Here is a 14,234-nt window from a genome sequence, read left to right on the forward strand (position 1 = left end):
ACTCCCGCCCTACGGCTGGCTACTGCCCGGCGCACAACTCCCGGTAGCGGAGCGCGCGCAGATCCTCGATCGAGCGGCTGTAGACGTCGGCGGTCGCGGCCGCCGTGGCCGACCAGCCGAAGCGGGCCGCGTGCTCGACGGCGTTCTCCCCGTAGTCGGCCAGCAGGTGCGGCGCGTCGAGCAGCCGGGCGGTGGCGGTGGCGTAGTCGCCGGGGTCGTGCCCGGTGACCAGCGTGCCGGAGCGGCCGTCGGCCACCGCGGTGGCCAGCCCGCCGACCCGCGCGGCCACCACCGGCGTGCCGCAGGCCTGGGCCTCGATCGCGACCAGCCCGAAGGACTCGCTGTAGGAGGGCACGACCGCTATGTCCGCGGCCCGGTACCAGTCGGCCAGCCGGGTCTGGTCCACCGGCTTCACGAAGCGCACCACGTCGGCGATGCCGAGCCGGCGTGCCAGCCGGTGCAGGTGTGTGGGCTCGGCCAGTCCGGACCCGCTGGGCCCGCCGACCACCGCGACGACCAGCTTCTCGCGCCGCTCCGGCTCCCGCGCTATCAGCTCTGCGGCGGTCCGCAGCAGCACGTCCGGGGCCTTCAGCGGCTGGATCCGGCCGACGAACAGCAGCACCGAGGCGTCCGACGGCAGCCCCACCGACTCCCGCGCGGCCCGCTTGTCCCCCGGACGGAAGCGGTCCAGGTCCACCCCGGGGTTCACGGTCGAGACCCGGTCGGGATCGGCGCCGTAGAGCCGCACCAGCTCGGAGGCCTCCTGGTCGGTGTTGGCGATCAGCCGGTCGGCGGCGTCCACCACCTGGTCCTCGCCGACCAGCCGGGCCGTCGGCTCGGGGTCGTCACCGAGCGCGAGCGCGGCGTTCTTCACCTTGCCCAGAGTGTGCATGGAGTGGATGAGCGGGACGCCCCACCGCTCCTTGGCCAGCCAGCCCACCTGGCCGGAGAGCCAGTAGTGGGAGTGGATGAGGTCGTAGTAGCCGGGCTCGTGCATGGCCTCGGTCCGCAGGACGCCGGAGGTGAAGGCGCACAGCTGCCCCGGCAGGTCCTCCTTGGACAGGCCCTCGTAGGGCCCGGCGGTGACGTGCCGCACCAGAACCCCGGGCGCGAGGTCCACGGCCGGCGGCAGCGCGCCGGTGGTGGCCCGCGTGAAGATCTCCACCTCGATCCCCAGATCGGCCAGCCGCCGCGAGAGCTCGACGATGTAGACGTTCATCCCTCCCGCGTCGCCGGTACCCGGCTGGTGCAGCGGAGAGGTGTGTACGGAAAGGAGCGCCACACGCCTGGGCAGCGATTCCACGGCGCTCTACCTCCTACATCGGGGCCATCCGGGGGCGTCGTCGCAGGCGCGCAACCGGGCCACGCGAACGTGGCCGGCGGCCGTGGCCGACAACGATGCAACGGCAGGACCTCGGCGGCGCATTCCCGGCAGGGGGCGGGCACCGCACAGCGGTCCGATCATCGGATGACTTTACGGGGTGCACCCGATGCGGGTTCAGACGCGACTGACCTGTGAGACGGGCTGCTTGAGCACGCACAACGGGCGGCGACCCGTACGAGGAAGCCCCACGGGACAGCCATGTGTGAGGAGGAACACGCCAGGCGCGAAGCGGCGGCAGAAGCGCCGAAAAAGAACCCGGCCCCGCACAACCGATCACGCGGGGACGCGAACGGAGCGGGGCCGGGCAGGCGCGCGGGTCTGCACTCGCACACCGCCGAGGGTCGGGCTCCCTCGGAGGGCTCTCAGAGTGGCATGTCCGATGTCAAAACCACATAAGAAAACTGACTACGCATCGTAGTAGATCCCTGGTGCCCGACCCTGCACCGCAGGTCAGGGGCATATCCGGCGGCGTATGGCGCGGGGGTGGCCAGCATCGGCGTCTTTATTTCGGGCGGTTTCCGGGGCCCTGAAGGGGGTCCGGCGGGCCCGCGAGGCCGCTCGGAACAGCACCGCCAAGGGGACGACCACCGGAAAAATGCCGCCAGGGATTGGGTGATTTTGCCGTCGCGGAGAGGTGGCGGACGCTGGGCCGTCGTCGCGCGGTTACGGAACGCGCCCGGCGTCGTACGGGCACTGAGATACGAACTCGACGACGTGCCTCTCATCACACCAGCAAGCACCCGCTTGCAATTGCAAGCACCCGCATGCGACCCTGAACCCATGCCCCACAACCCCCTGGGAGCCATCCCGATCGGACCGCTCGGCGAGTACATCCGCGAGCAGCGCCGCAACGCGCAGTACTCCGTGCGGCAGCTGGCGCAGGCCGCGGGGGTGTCGAATCCCTACCTCAGTCAGATCGAGCGGGGGTTGCGGAAGCCCAGTGCGGAGATCCTGCAGCAGTTGGCCAAGGCGCTGCGGATCTCGGCCGAGACGCTCTATGTGCGGGCCGGGTTGCTGGACGGGGGCGTCGACGTCGATGGGGACGCGGCGACCGACGGCCATGATGTGCGCTCCGCTGTGGCGGGCGATCCGTGGCTCAACACGCGGCAGAAGCGGGCACTGCTCGACATCTATGAGGCTTTCCGTATTGAGAGCGCTCGGGATGCGGCGGTGTCCGGTGAACCGGCCGCCCAGGATGACGAATCCACCGAAACCACCCATGGTCCGGCGAAGGCCGGGCTCACCGAGCAGTGAATCGAGAGGCATCCTCATGAACCTCGTGGACAGCGCCCGCAAGACCGTGACGACCACCGTCACCAACCCCAAGCCCTTCTACTTCGCCGCCGGTGTCGGGGACGCCGCCGTGTCGGCGCTCAAGGACGCCCCCTCGCTGCTGACCGAGGCCGGGGGCAAGGCCGGCGAGGTCGCCACCTCCGTCGCGGGGAAGGTCGCCGGGGTCGCCGAGACCGTGCAGTCGAAGATCGCGCTGGGGCAGCTGCAGGACGACGCAAAGTCGCTGCGCGACCGCATCGCCGAGCCGGACCTGCGGGCCGCGCGCGAGAAGGCCCAGACCCTGCTGCTCATGCAGGTCGGCCGGGCCCTGGAGGTCGCGGGCAAGGCCGTGGAGACCTACGACGGCTACTCCGAGCGGGGCAAGGCCGTGGTCGAGCGCGTGCTCGCGGGCCGGGTCACCGAGGTCGAGGTCGTCACCGTGCAGGAGACCAGCGCCGCCGAGCCGGTGCGGGTCGAGTCGGTCGTGGTGATCGAGGACGACGAGCCGAAGACCGAGGCCGCCGCCAAGCCCGCCAGCACCACCGCCGCCCCGAAGACCGAGACCGCCGCGCCGAAGGCCGCCGCCGAGCAGCCCAAGCCCAAGGCCGCCGGCACCACCGCCAAGAAGGCCACGCCCCGCCGCTCCGCCAACGGCAGCGCCGCCAAGAAGGCCGACCAGGCCTGAGCGCCGCAGCGATCGGCGATCGGCGACCGGCAGCCCGCCATGGATCGCCGAACGTCAGTAGATCGCGAGGAGACTGGGAACGAGCCCGCCGGTCGCGTACGTTGAACGTAACGACCGGCAGGCCTTCCCGGCCGCAACCCTAGAAGGAGGACGGCGACATGATCGGCTCCGCCCTGCGCGACGGTCTCTCCAGCTTCCTCGCCATCATCTCCCTGGCCGTGCTGGTCGGGCAGGTCGTCGTCCTCGTCGACGCCGCCATGCGGCGCGAGGACGCCTACCGCGCCGCCGGCAAGCTCACCAAGCCGGGCTGGCTGATCATCCTCACCGTGGCCATCGCCGCGAACCTGATCCTGGGCCTGCTGTTCACGATCATCGGCGTGGTCGTCGCGATGGTCTACTGGGTCGACGTCCGCCCGGCGCTGAAGGAAGTGTCCGGCGGCAACGGCAAGAGCGGCAGCAACCAGGGCCCGTACGGCCCCTGGTGAGGACCCTGACGCTGCCCTACGCCGGCCCGGCCGGCGGCGGGACCGTCGAGTACGCGTGCGCCGGCGCCGGCAGCGGCACCCCGGCGCCGCCGACCACCCTCTTCCTCCACGGCCTGGCCGGCTCCATCGACGACACCCGCCCCCTGGCCTCCGGTGTCCCCGGCCGCAAGGTCTTCGCGCACCTCCCCGGCCACGGCCGCTCCACCGGGCCGGATCCGCTCGGCTACGACGTCCTCGCCGCCGCCGCGCTGGCCGTCGCCGACCACGAACACGCCACCGCCGCCCTCGGCGTCTCCCTCGGCGCGGCCACGCTGCTGCGCATCCTGAGCCGGACTCCCGACCGCTTCGAGCGCGTGGTGCTCTACCTGCCGGCCGTCGCCGACGTCCCGCGCCGTCCCGAAGCCGTCGCCCCGCACCGCGACCTCGCCGACCGGCTGGCCGCCGCGGACGCCCCGGGCGTCGCCGAAGCGCTGCTGCGCACGCAGCCGCTCGCGGTCCGCGGCAGCCGCGTCGCCGAAGCCTGGGCCGCGCGCCGCGCCGAAGAACTCATCGCCGAGGACGGCGACCCCCGGCGCTGGCTGCCGCTGGCCGCCGCCGTGCCGCTGGATCCGGAGGGCCTGGAGCGGCTGCGTGCCGTCCGCGTCTCGGTCCTCGTGATCGCCCAGGAGGGCGACCCCGCGCACCCGGTCGAGGCCGCGCGCCGCGTCGCCGACGCCCTCCCGACGGCTCGCATGACCGTCTTCGACGAGGCCGGCGCGCTGTGGGGCCATCGCACCGAACTCAGGGAACTCATCGCCGGATTCCTCACCTCAACAGATGCTCTTCGGCGTTGATATACGTTCGGTAACACACCGGCCTCGACCTGCGATTTCTTTTCTCAGGGTTTTCTCACAGCGGTCTCAGCGAAACCGAGGGACTGCCGGGTCATAGTTGTCTCACCCCCGAAAAACCCGGGAGAGCCCGACTCCCGGACGGTGTGGCTGCTGACGAGACGGCCATGCTGGGCCCCGGTCCTTTCGGACCGGGGCGTCGGGTCAAATTTAAAGAGACCCCCTGGAAAGTGGACCGGTGGGAGATGCCGCTCGCGGCGTCTGGTGTGGGATGCAGGATGCAAGACCCGGACCGCCCGTCCGACGAGGCCGCTCAGCCCTCCTCCCTGAGCAGCGGCCACGTTGGGCGGGCGGTTCGGTGTTCCCGCCGATGGACACAGAACGGTCTCCTTTAAAGCCTGCTTAACGGACTCATGCTCTGATGACTCCAAGCGTCGCGGCGTGGGCGGGCCTGGGACGCCCCCCGCCGCGGCGCTCCACTCCTTCAGTAGCAGGTCAGAGCACGTATCAGCGCACCCGCCGAACGCTTCCGAATCCTCGCGATCAAGCCGTTTGCCTACGGGATCCTCACGCCTGCCGAGCGCGCCGAGCCCCCGCCGGACTCTCCTCCGGCGTCGCGAGGTGACCGCGGGTCAGCAGCTTCAGCGCCTCCAGCAACACCGGGCGCATCTCCTCCGGCAGAGAACCGATCGCCTCGGCGTGCACGCGGTCGACGATCTCCTGAGTCCGCTTCGCCATCTCGGCGCCGGCATCGGTGACGGCGATGATCCGGGCCCTGCGGTCCGTCGCCGAGGGACGCCGCTCGGCCAGGCCGGCCTTCTCCAGCGCGTCGACGGTCACCACCATCGTGGTCTTGTCCATGTCGCCGATCTCGGCGATCTGGATCTGCGTGCGCTCCTCCTCCAGCGCCTTGACCAGCACGCAGTGCATGCGCGCGGTCATGCCGACCTCGGCCAGCGCCGCGGCCATCTTGGTGCGCAGCACATGGGAGGTGTGGTCGAGCAGGAAGGACAGGTCGGGCGCCGTGCACGCGACGGCGCCTGCGGAACGCGCGGGGGCCAGGGAGGTCATGGGCGTCAGTCTACTCCGCGAGCACTCCGGCAGCAGATCTTCCCGAGAAGGATTGTCTGCTTCAGAACTATCCGCTACGGTCATTCATGACGGCACCGGTACGGCTCGGCGGCTCGGCAGCTCAGCAGACCCACCAACGCGCCAGTTCCGACAACCGGAAAGTTCGGCAGACCGGCGGCTCGGCAAGCCGGCAGCTCAGCAAGCCGCCACCCGGCCGTGTCCCGACTCCCAGCGTCCAGGAGTGATCGCATGTCCCCCGAATCACCCGAATCCCCCGCCGCCCCCGCATCCGGCGCACCCACCACACCCCGCGCCGGCACCACCCCCCGCCTGGCGCTGGCCGTGATCGCCGCCAGCGCCCTGATGGCGGTCCTGGACGGCAGCATCGTCACCGTCGCCATGCCCGCCATCCAGTCCCGCCTGGGCTTCTCCCCCGCCGGCCTGAGCTGGGTGGTGAACAGCTACCAGCTGGCCTTCGGCGGCCTGCTGCTCCTCGCCGGGCGGCTCGGCGATCTGCTCGGCCGCAAGCGGATGTTCCTGGCCGGGATCGCGCTCTTCCTGGCCGCCTCCGCTGTGGCCGGGGCTGCGACCTCGCCGGCGATGCTGGTCGCGGCGCGGTTCGCGCAGGGGGTCGGGGGTGCGGCGTCCTCGGCGGTGAGCCTGGGCATCCTGGTGACGCTGTTCACCGAGCCGCGCGAGCGGGCCAAGGCGCTGGGGGTCTTCGCCTTCACCGGGGCTGCCGGCGCTTCGATCGGGCAGGTGCTCGGCGGGGTGTTGACCGATGCGCTGAGCTGGCACTGGATCTTCCTGATCAACATCCCGATCGGTGTGCTGACGCTGGCCGCGGCCGTGAAGGCGATCCCCGCGGACCGGGGCCGGGGCCTGCGGGCCGGGGTCGACGTGATCGGTGCGCTTTTGGTCACCGGGGGCCTGATGCTCGGCATCTACACCGTGATCGGCACCGCGGACCACGGCTGGGGCTCGGCCCGCACGCTGGGCCTGGCGGCGCTGTCCGCGCTGCTGATCGCGGGGTTCTTCGCCCGGCAGGCCACCGCCGCGAATCCGTTGATGCCGCTGCGGATCCTGCGCTCACGCGGCGTGGCCGGTGCGAACATCGTGCAGATGCTGATGATCGCGGCGATGTTCGCCTTCCAGATCATGGTGGCGCAGTACATGCAGAAGGTGGACGGGTACGACGCCACCGAGACCGGCCTGGCGATGCTCCCGGCGGCGGTGGCGATCGGCGGCGTGGCGCTGGGCGTCTCGGCCCGCCTGATCGCGAGGTTCGGCGCCCGCAGCATCCTGATCACCGGTCTGGCGATGCTCACCGGCGCGCTCGCGCTGCTGCTCCGCATGCCGACGCACGCGGACTACGTCCGCGACCTGCTCCCGACCATGCTGCTGATCGCCGGCGGCGGCCTGGCGATGCCCGCGACGGCCGGCCTGGGCATGGCCGGCGCCCGAGACCAGGACGCCGGCCTGGTCTCCGGCCTCTACAACACGACGGCGCAGGTCGGGGCGGCCGTCGGCGCCGCGGTGCTGTCCACGCTGGCCGCCGGCCGCACGGCCCACCTGCTCGGCGCGGGCCGTACCCCGGCGGAGGCGCTGAGCAGCGGCTACCACGTGGCGTTCGCCATCGGCGTCGTCCTACTGGCGGCGGCGCTGGTGGTCGCGGTGGTCGTGCTGCGGCGCGTCGGGACGCCGGCTACGCCCGCGCCGCCTCAAGACCCTCGGCCCGCGCCGCGTCGCGAGGGGTACGCGTCCGCAGCCCGAGCAGGCCGCTGAACAGGCAGTAGCCGAGGAACGCCGCCGCGGTCTCGATCGCGGCGGCGGGCACGTCGAGGTCGCCCTTCACCAGATCCGGCGCCTTCAACGCGACCCCCGCCGCCACCGAGAGGGTGACGGCCGAGCGCCACGGATGCCGCCGCATCTCCAGCCAGCTCATCAGGCGCGGCATCCGTGCGGCCGCCGCCGACCAGACGTCGGTCACCAGCTCGTACAGCCGGGTGCTCCACCTCCAGCGCAGCGCCAGCGCCTCGCAGCAGTCTGCGATCACGTCAAGGGTCGAACCGCCCCCGGACACCGTCCCGGCGCGCAGCGCGGAACGGACGCTGAAGACCAGAGCGACCGGCACGGCGAGCGCCACCAGCGCCGACATCGCACCCACGTCCCACGCGGCGCGGGCGATGTTCCCGGCCGAGATCACCGCGATCGGCGCCAACGCCAGGACCGCGACGGCCTGCGCCCGAACCGCCGTCGCCAGGCTCTGCGGGGTCCGGCCCAGCACTCGAGGCGCGAGCACCACCAGGAGGAACGCCGTCCCGGCGCACATCGCCGCCACCTGCCCCAACAGCACGGGAACGGCGAAGTACGCAGCCTGATCCGGCCACGGCACCGCCGGCGCCCCGCCCCGGTTCGCGAGCCCGGCGGCGCCGACCGCGGCCGCCACGCACGCCACCAGCGCCCACGCCGCGACGCGTGCGCTGTGCAGCGCGCAGTCGTGGTTGAACTCCGCGGCCAGTTCCTCCGGGGCGCCGAAGCGGACGGTCGCGCGGCGCGCCGCGGCCTGCGGCGTGAGGCCGGCCGCCTCCTCCTCGGCGACGAGATCGGCGAGATGCGCCGCGACCTCGCTGACGATGCGGCGCCGGCCGCGCGTGCCGACGCGGAGCCGCCAGGCCAGGTCGTCGGTGTAGGCCGCGATCGAGCGGTAGCTCATCGCGCGACCTCCACGCGGCTCATGCGCTCGACGCGGTCCACGCCGTCCACGCCGTTCGCGCAGGGATTCCCGATGAACCACCAGATCGCGCTCCCGAAAGCGCCGCAGCCGCACACACCGCCGCTCATCACAGCACCGCCCCGTCCGCGAATCCGGCCGCCGGACCGGCCTCGGCCCGGTCGCCGACGCCGAACACCCGCTCCACCGCCGCCGAGAACGACCGCCACTCGGTGCGCCGCTCCTCGGCCGCGCGCCGGCCGGAGACCGTCAGGCTGTAGACCCGCCGCCGGCGTCCACCGACCTCGGACCAGCCGCTGGCGACCAGGCCGGCCCGCTCCAGCCGGTGCAGGGCCGGGTACACCGAGCCCTCGGGCAGGTCGAAGACCCCGCCGCTACGGTCGCGCAGCGCCTCGATGAGTCCGTAGCCGTGCGACGGCCCGGTGCCGAGCACCGCGAGCACCAGGCCGTCGAGGTGTCCGCGCATCATGTCCTGGCTCATACCTAGGAAGCCTAGGCTTAGGGAGTCTCGGTATCAAGGGCTCCGGGGCGCCCGAAAAAATTCTTCCGGCTCTTGTCGATCCCGCCGCGCGCCGTCCGACGCAGTCAGAGAGGCTGGACCGACCAGCCACGACGTGAGGAGCGACCGCCATGCCGAAGTTCATGGTCCTGGTACCGGGCAGTGCCGAATCCGAGGCCGGGGAGCTGCCGCCGACCGAGCTGTTCGAGGAGATGGCCGCCTACAACAACCAGCTCGCGAAGGCCGGCGTGCTGCTCGCCGCCGAGGGCCTGAAGCCGACCTCGGCCGCCGCGAAGGTGCGGTTCGACGACACCGAGCGGCGCACGGTCATCGACGGGCCGTTCACCGAGGCCAAGGAGATCATCGCCGGATACTGGCTGCTTGAGTGCTCCTCGCTGCAGGAGGCGCTGGAGTGGGTGAAGCGCGCGCCGTTCGGCGGCGGGGTGACGCTGGAGGTGCGGCCGATCGGCTCGATGGACGAGCTCGAGCTGGAGTTCTCGCCGGAGCTGCTCGAAGCCCAGCAGCAGCTGCGGCAGCAGCTCGACCAGTAGACGGTTCGCGCAGCCCAGAAGGGCTGCCAGACTGGCGATATGGCGCAGGCGACCGAGACCGTCGAGACCGTCGAGGCGGTGTGGCGGCTGGAGGCGGCCCGGGTCGTGGCCACCCTGGCCCGCTACACCGGTGATCTGGGGCTGGCCGAGGAACTGGCGCAGGACGCGCTGGTCGCGGCGCTGGAGCAGTGGCCGGCCGAGGGGGTGCCGGCCAACCCCGGCGCCTGGCTGACCGCGGTCGGCAAGCGGCGGGCGGTGGACCACTTCCGGCGGGCCGAGACGCTGCGCCGCAAGGTCGGCGAGCTCGGCCGCGAGCTGGAGATCGACGGCGAGGGCCACCAGGACGACACGGTCCTGGACGCGGTGGACGCCGCGCTGTCCGACACCGCCATCGACGACGACCTCCTGCGCCTGGTCTTCACCGCCTGCCACCCGGTGCTCTCGGCGGAGGCCCGGGTGGCGCTGACGCTGCGCGTCCTCGGCGGCCTGACCACCGCCGAGATCGCGCGCGCGTTCCTGGTCCCGGAGGCCACGGCCGCGCAGCGCGTCGTGCGGGCGAAGCGCGCGCTGGCCGACGCCGGGGTGGCGTTCGAGGTCCCCGACGGCCCCGAGCGCCGCCGGCGCCTGGCCTCGGTGCTGGAGGTCGTCTACCTGATCTTCAACGAGGGCTACGCCGCCACCGCCGGCGACGACTGGCTGCGCGCCGACCTGTGCGCCGAGGCGCTGCGGCTGGGACGCGTGCTGGCCGGGCTGATGCCGGCCGAGCCGGAGGTGCACGCGCTGACAGCGCTGATGGAGATCCAGGACTCGCGGCGGCACGCCCGGACCGGGCCCGACGGGGAGCCGGTGCTGCTCCTGGACCAGGACCGGACGAAGTGGGACCGGCTGCAGATCGAGCGCGGGCTGGCCGCGCTGCTCCGCGCCGACCGGGCGTTCGAGGCGGAAGTCGCGGCGGCGACAGGAGCGACTGCCGAAGCCGCAGGGCACTCGGCGGATTCGCAAAGCCCTGCGGCCGTCGAGCCGGGCACGTATCACCTGCAGGCCGCACTCGCCGCGTGTCACGCCCGGGCCCGCTCCGCCGAGGACACCGACTGGCGGCTCATCGCCGACCTCTATCAGCGGCTGGTGCAGCAGACCCGGTCCCCGGTCGTGGAGCTGAACCGCGCGGTCGCGGTCGGGATGGCCGAAGGCCCGGAAGCCGGCCTGGCGATCACCGACGCGCTCACCGGCCTGCGCGCCATGCGGGGCTACCACCTGCTGCCCGGCGTACGCGGCGACCTGCTGGTCCGGCTCGGCCGGCGCGCGGAGGCGCGGGAGGAGTTCGAGCGCGCCGCCGCGTTGACCGCGAACACGCGGGAGCGCGCGCTCCTGCTGGCGCGCGCCGCCGCATGCGGTCCCTGATCAGGCCCGCTCGATCAGCTCACTTGCTCAGGCGGAGGCGCGGGAGGAGTTCGAGCGCGCCGCCGCGTTGACCGCGAACACGCGGGAGCGCGCGCTCCTGCTGGCGCGCGCCGCCGCGTGCGGTCCCTGATCAGGCCCGCTCGATCAGCTCACTTGCTCAGGTCGACGACGTCCGACATGCAGTCCGGCTGCGGCTGCCAGCCGCTTTCGCACGTCCCGGGCGAGGACGCGGTGTCGTACTGGTCGGCGCGCACGACCTCGGTCGTGGTGCGGATGAAGCCGGCGTTCTCGTCCGGGATGGTGGTGACCACCGGGAACTCCGCGTGCCCGCCGGCCGGCATCGAGCCCAGGGCGGTCTCGAAGTCCATGGGCTTCGAGGGGTCGAAGCGGTCCGGGATCGGCTTGCAGTCCTCCTTCGACTGCGCGTTCGCCTCGCAGTCGTAGCCCGTCGTGCGCACCACCACGCCGGTGGCGGTGTTCGGGCCGTTGTTCGTCACGACGATGTCGTAGCCCAGGCCGTTGTTGTCGGTGAAGATCGGACCGTGGTGGGTCACGGTCAGCTGGATCTGACCGTAGTCGGTGTAGGCGGGGGTGGAGGCGTGGGCGGGGACGGCGCCAGCCGCACCGGCGACGGCCGCGAAGGCCAGAGTCGCGAAGGCCACAGGAAGGTTTCGCAGAGTCATGCCCCACAGCTTCGCCGGGCCCGGCACGGCGACCTGCATTCCTGCCGCCAAAAGGATGAATGTCCGCCGTCTTCAGCCGTGTCGGTGACTGACCCGCGCGTTTCCGGACGAAATGCGGAGTTTGAATGGCCGCATGCTCCGTCACACGACTGACGCCCGCCACGACTCCCCCCGCCGCCGCGCGCCCCGCCGGGCCGCGGCCGTCGCCCTGCTGTCCGCCACGCTCGGCGTCTGCCTGCTGGCCGCCACCGCCGCCGGGCCGGCCTCGGCCGGCGCGTTCCGGTTCGGCGGGACGCCCAACGCCGAGGACCGCGGCGACGGGGTGTACGAGACGTTCCTGCCGGACGGCAGCATCACGCTGCGCCCCGGGGCCGCCGACCAGGCGCCCTCGGCGCTGCCGGTGCCGTCCGACCTGCGCCTGGCCACCAGCGGACTGCCCACGGCCAGCACCCCGGTGCTGATCCCGATGCACGACAACGGCCGCCACGACAACCGGATCGACCTGGTCTTCGTCGGCGACGGCTACCTCGCCTCGGAGACCCCGGCCTTCGCGCGGTCGGCCGAGGCCGCCTGGCAGGCGCTGATGAACTACGAGCCCTACAAGACCTACCAGAACTTCTTCGACGCCTCGCGCGTCGAGATCGCCTCCCCGGTCTCGGGCATCTCCAACGACCCGACCGACGGCGTGGCCAAGCAGACGCCGCTGGGCATGCACTTCTGGTGCCACAACATCGAGCGGCTGCTGTGCGTGGACACCAAGTCCGCCAACGCCTACGCCAACCTGGTGCCCGGCATCAACCACGTGGTCTCGCTCGCACACACCGCCACCTACGGCGGCGCCGGCGGCGCGATCACCACGCTGGCCGGCGAGAACTCGCTGTCCGACGGCGTGATCGTGCACGAGATGGCGCACACCCTCGCCGGCCTCGGCGACGAGTACGACGTCCCCTACGACACCGCCGGCGGCAGCGACTCGGACCTGCCGAACATCACCTCGCAGTCGGCGGCGGCCATGACGGCCAACCACACCAAGTGGTGGCGCTGGATCGGCAAGCCGAGCGGCGACGGCAGCACCGTCGGCGCCTACGACGGCGCGAACTACTACGCCCACGGCTTCAACCGGCCCTCCCAGGACTCGGAAATGCGGAGCCTGGGCAAGCCGTTCAATCCGCCGTCGATCGAGGCCCTGATCGAGTCCTTCTACCTGAGCAAGTCCGGCAAGGGCTCGATCAACCCGATCGACTCGGTGACGCCGGCCGCGACCGCGTCCGGGATCACCGCGAAGAACGGCGTCACCCTCACCGCCAACCTGATCCCGCTGGTCGGCGCGAACTACACGGTGTTCTGGGGCGTCAACGGCACCGCGGTCAACGGGTCGCGCGGCAAGACCAGCCTGGACCTGACCACCGCGCCGCTGACCAAGGGCCAGTGGAACCAGGTGATCGTCTACGTCGTGGACGACAACCCGGCGGTCGCCGACCCCGACTTCCGGACGAAGTACATGACGAAGTCGGCGAAGTGGTGGGTGTGGGGCGGCTGACGCTCTACCTCTGGAAGCCTCTCAGGGAGACAACGCTTAAGCGGAATCCGCTTAAGTAGACAAACGCTTAGGGCCGCTCGGGCCAGTGCCGTCCGAGCGGCTCTTTGCTGCGCAGCAGCGGATCGGTGATGCCGTCCCAGCACGCCAGCGCCGCGTGGTCCCAGTCCGCGAGTTCCGCTCCGGCCTCGTATGCGGACTCGTAGAAGGCCAGCGCGCAGCCCACTGGGTCGTCCTCCATACGCGCCGCGTCATAGGAGTAGTACGCGGTATGGCTCCCGCGCGCCGTGACCCACCGAGCGGCCTCGGGACGCAGCGTCTTCTCCTCGATGCCCTTGGGCTCGGGATACGTATAGGAGTAGAACGTGGGCTCCGGGGTGTCGGGGTCGCCGTACCAGAACCCGGAGCTGATCTGCTCCCGGGAGTAGGACTCGCGGGTCGCCTCGTCCATGCCGTCCGGCGTGGGGATGTGGCGCGGCGAATAGCGCTGGGTCGCGATGTCGAACGTGTGCCAGAAGACCTGGACCGGGCTGACCTTGCCGGAGAAGGCCGCGCTGAACTCCTCCAGGATGCGGCCCACCTGGCTGTAGACCTTGAAGGCTCGGTGCGCGTGTTCCGGCACATAGATCTTGTGTTCCGTGTCTTCCGCGAACGGACGCTCTTTGTCCGGGAGGTCATAAGGGTACGGATGCGCTATATACGGATCGACGTCCAGCGCACGCAGAGCGTCCTGAGTCTGGCTGTAGAAGGACGCGACCGTCTGGTCCGTCAGCGGCACCAACGCCTGGCCACCGTGGTCGGTGTCGATGCGCAGGACATGGTCGAAGAAGTCGAATTCACAGGTGAACAGCGGGCCCTGTTGCGCCGTGCCGAGTTCGACGGTGGACCAGCCGCGCGGCTGGTTCCGCAGCGTCATGTGCCACCAGTGGTTGCGGCGGATGCCCCGCGCGAGGGCGATCTTGCCGACGATCTGGAGATAGCGGTGCAGGGTTTCCCGCGTGGGACGCCACTCCTCGTAGGGGATGGCGGGGAGGACTTCCGTCGGGGTCCATGGCGACTCGGTCATGGTCGCGAGCCTAAGCGTGAAACCGGCGGAGCGCCC

Annotated in this window: 15 protein-coding genes; 8 read left to right on the forward strand and 7 right to left on the reverse strand. The window is 71.7% G+C overall.

The window, feature by feature from the left end; genetic code table 11:
• Nucleotides 1–19: 19 nt before the first annotated feature.
• Nucleotides 20–1,303 (reverse strand): D-inositol-3-phosphate glycosyltransferase, encoded by a 1,284-nt coding sequence (mshA, locus tag ABH920_RS06700; protein WP_370347890.1) that lies wholly within the window; start codon nt 1,301–1,303, stop codon nt 20–22.
• Between the two features lie 861 nt (nt 1,304–2,164).
• On the opposite strand from mshA, the gene ABH920_RS06705 reads away from it, so the two are divergent.
• The 4 genes from ABH920_RS06705 (at nt 2,165) to ABH920_RS06720 (ending at nt 4,659) form a co-directional block, all read left to right on the forward strand.
• The gene (locus ABH920_RS06705; RefSeq protein ID WP_370347892.1) at nt 2,165–2,638 is read left to right on the forward strand and encodes a helix-turn-helix domain-containing protein; all 474 of its coding nucleotides are present in this window, start codon (nt 2,165–2,167) and stop codon (nt 2,636–2,638) included.
• Nucleotides 2,639–2,654: 16 nt separating this feature from the next.
• A complete protein-coding gene (locus ABH920_RS06710; RefSeq protein WP_370347894.1) occupies nt 2,655–3,341 on the forward strand; it encodes a hypothetical protein in 687 nt (228 codons plus the stop codon).
• Between the two features lie 158 nt (nt 3,342–3,499).
• Nucleotides 3,500–3,826 (forward strand): DUF2516 family protein, encoded by a 327-nt coding sequence (locus ABH920_RS06715; protein WP_370347896.1) that lies wholly within the window; start codon nt 3,500–3,502, stop codon nt 3,824–3,826.
• Entirely contained in the window at nt 3,823–4,659 is an 837-nt protein-coding gene (locus tag ABH920_RS06720) for an alpha/beta fold hydrolase (protein WP_370347898.1), read from the forward strand. Before ABH920_RS06715 ends, ABH920_RS06720 begins: the two co-directional genes overlap by 4 nt.
• Nucleotides 4,660–5,223: 564 nt before the next feature.
• Here ABH920_RS06720 and ABH920_RS06725 read toward each other — a convergent pair.
• Complete coding sequence (locus ABH920_RS06725; protein ID WP_370347900.1) at nt 5,224–5,727, reverse strand: MarR family winged helix-turn-helix transcriptional regulator; 504 nt, start codon at nt 5,725–5,727, stop codon at nt 5,224–5,226.
• 249 nt (nt 5,728–5,976) lie between these two features.
• On the opposite strand from ABH920_RS06725, the gene ABH920_RS06730 reads away from it, so the two are divergent.
• Nucleotides 5,977–7,512, forward strand: a complete 1,536-nt coding sequence (locus ABH920_RS06730) for an MFS transporter (protein ID WP_370347902.1) — start codon at nt 5,977–5,979, stop codon at nt 7,510–7,512.
• On the opposite strand, the gene ABH920_RS06735 is transcribed toward ABH920_RS06730, so the two are convergent.
• From ABH920_RS06735 to ABH920_RS06745, 3 genes are read right to left on the reverse strand one after another with little or no spacing between them, the layout of a single operon-like run.
• Nucleotides 7,433–8,443, reverse strand: a complete 1,011-nt coding sequence (locus ABH920_RS06735) for a permease prefix domain 1-containing protein (RefSeq protein ID WP_370347904.1) — start codon at nt 8,441–8,443, stop codon at nt 7,433–7,435. The two genes, ABH920_RS06730 and ABH920_RS06735, sit on opposite strands and share 80 nt — an antisense overlap.
• Nucleotides 8,440–8,571, reverse strand: a complete 132-nt coding sequence (locus ABH920_RS06740) for a hypothetical protein (RefSeq protein ID WP_370347906.1) — start codon at nt 8,569–8,571, stop codon at nt 8,440–8,442. The genes ABH920_RS06735 and ABH920_RS06740 overlap by 4 nt, the downstream gene beginning before the upstream one ends.
• Nucleotides 8,571–8,942 (reverse strand): PadR family transcriptional regulator, encoded by a 372-nt coding sequence (locus ABH920_RS06745; protein ID WP_370347909.1) that lies wholly within the window; start codon nt 8,940–8,942, stop codon nt 8,571–8,573. The genes ABH920_RS06740 and ABH920_RS06745 overlap by 1 nt, the downstream gene beginning before the upstream one ends.
• A gap of 149 nt (nt 8,943–9,091) precedes the next feature.
• Here ABH920_RS06745 and ABH920_RS06750 point away from each other — a divergent pair, with 149 nt between their 5' ends.
• Complete coding sequence (locus ABH920_RS06750) at nt 9,092–9,511, forward strand: YciI family protein (protein WP_370347912.1); 420 nt, start codon at nt 9,092–9,094, stop codon at nt 9,509–9,511.
• 39 nt (nt 9,512–9,550) lie between these two features.
• Nucleotides 9,551–10,912: an RNA polymerase sigma factor gene (locus tag ABH920_RS06755; protein ID WP_370347915.1), complete on the forward strand. Its 1,362-nt coding sequence runs from the start codon at nt 9,551–9,553 to the stop codon at nt 10,910–10,912.
• A 149-nt stretch (nt 10,913–11,061) separates the two neighbouring features.
• Here ABH920_RS06755 and ABH920_RS06760 read toward each other — a convergent pair whose 3' ends face one another.
• Entirely contained in the window at nt 11,062–11,595 is a 534-nt protein-coding gene (locus ABH920_RS06760; RefSeq protein ID WP_370347917.1) for a hypothetical protein, read from the reverse strand.
• 133 nt (nt 11,596–11,728) lie between these two features.
• Between ABH920_RS06760 and ABH920_RS06765 the strand changes: the two genes are divergently transcribed.
• Nucleotides 11,729–13,135 carry a M64 family metallopeptidase gene (locus ABH920_RS06765; protein WP_370347919.1) on the forward strand — a complete coding sequence of 469 codons (1,407 nt, stop codon included), beginning with the start codon at nt 11,729–11,731 and terminating at the stop codon, nt 13,133–13,135.
• A 67-nt stretch (nt 13,136–13,202) separates the two neighbouring features.
• Here ABH920_RS06765 and ABH920_RS06770 read toward each other — a convergent pair whose 3' ends face one another.
• Entirely contained in the window at nt 13,203–14,198 is a 996-nt protein-coding gene (locus ABH920_RS06770) for a DUF5996 family protein (protein ID WP_370347921.1), read from the reverse strand.
• Between the last annotated feature and the right edge of the window lie 36 nt (nt 14,199–14,234).

The sequence above is a fragment of the Catenulispora sp. EB89 genome, assembly GCF_041261445.1.
Lineage (GTDB): Bacteria > Actinomycetota > Actinomycetes > Streptomycetales > Catenulisporaceae > Catenulispora.

Excerpts from the sequence above, each read along its gene's own strand:
- ABH920_RS06705 (WP_370347892.1), top strand. The coding sequence starts at position 2,165 with ATGCCCCACAACCCCCTGGGAGCCATCCCGATCGGACCGCTCGGCGAG.
- ABH920_RS06710 (WP_370347894.1), top strand. The coding sequence starts at position 2,655 with ATGAACCTCGTGGACAGCGCCCGCAAGACCGTGACGACCACCGTCACC.
- ABH920_RS06715 (WP_370347896.1), top strand. The coding sequence starts at position 3,500 with ATGATCGGCTCCGCCCTGCGCGACGGTCTCTCCAGCTTCCTCGCCATC.
- ABH920_RS06725 (WP_370347900.1), bottom strand. The coding sequence starts at position 5,727 with ATGACCTCCCTGGCCCCCGCGCGTTCCGCAGGCGCCGTCGCGTGCACG.
- ABH920_RS06730 (WP_370347902.1), top strand. The coding sequence starts at position 5,977 with ATGTCCCCCGAATCACCCGAATCCCCCGCCGCCCCCGCATCCGGCGCA.
- ABH920_RS06735 (WP_370347904.1), bottom strand. The coding sequence starts at position 8,443 with ATGAGCTACCGCTCGATCGCGGCCTACACCGACGACCTGGCCTGGCGG.
- ABH920_RS06740 (WP_370347906.1), bottom strand. The coding sequence starts at position 8,571 with ATGAGCGGCGGTGTGTGCGGCTGCGGCGCTTTCGGGAGCGCGATCTGG.
- ABH920_RS06745 (WP_370347909.1), bottom strand. The coding sequence starts at position 8,942 with ATGAGCCAGGACATGATGCGCGGACACCTCGACGGCCTGGTGCTCGCG.
- ABH920_RS06750 (WP_370347912.1), top strand. The coding sequence starts at position 9,092 with ATGCCGAAGTTCATGGTCCTGGTACCGGGCAGTGCCGAATCCGAGGCC.
- ABH920_RS06755 (WP_370347915.1), top strand. The coding sequence starts at position 9,551 with ATGGCGCAGGCGACCGAGACCGTCGAGACCGTCGAGGCGGTGTGGCGG.
- ABH920_RS06760 (WP_370347917.1), bottom strand. The coding sequence starts at position 11,595 with ATGACTCTGCGAAACCTTCCTGTGGCCTTCGCGACTCTGGCCTTCGCG.
- ABH920_RS06765 (WP_370347919.1), top strand. The coding sequence starts at position 11,729 with ATGCTCCGTCACACGACTGACGCCCGCCACGACTCCCCCCGCCGCCGC.
- ABH920_RS06770 (WP_370347921.1), bottom strand. The coding sequence starts at position 14,198 with ATGACCGAGTCGCCATGGACCCCGACGGAAGTCCTCCCCGCCATCCCC.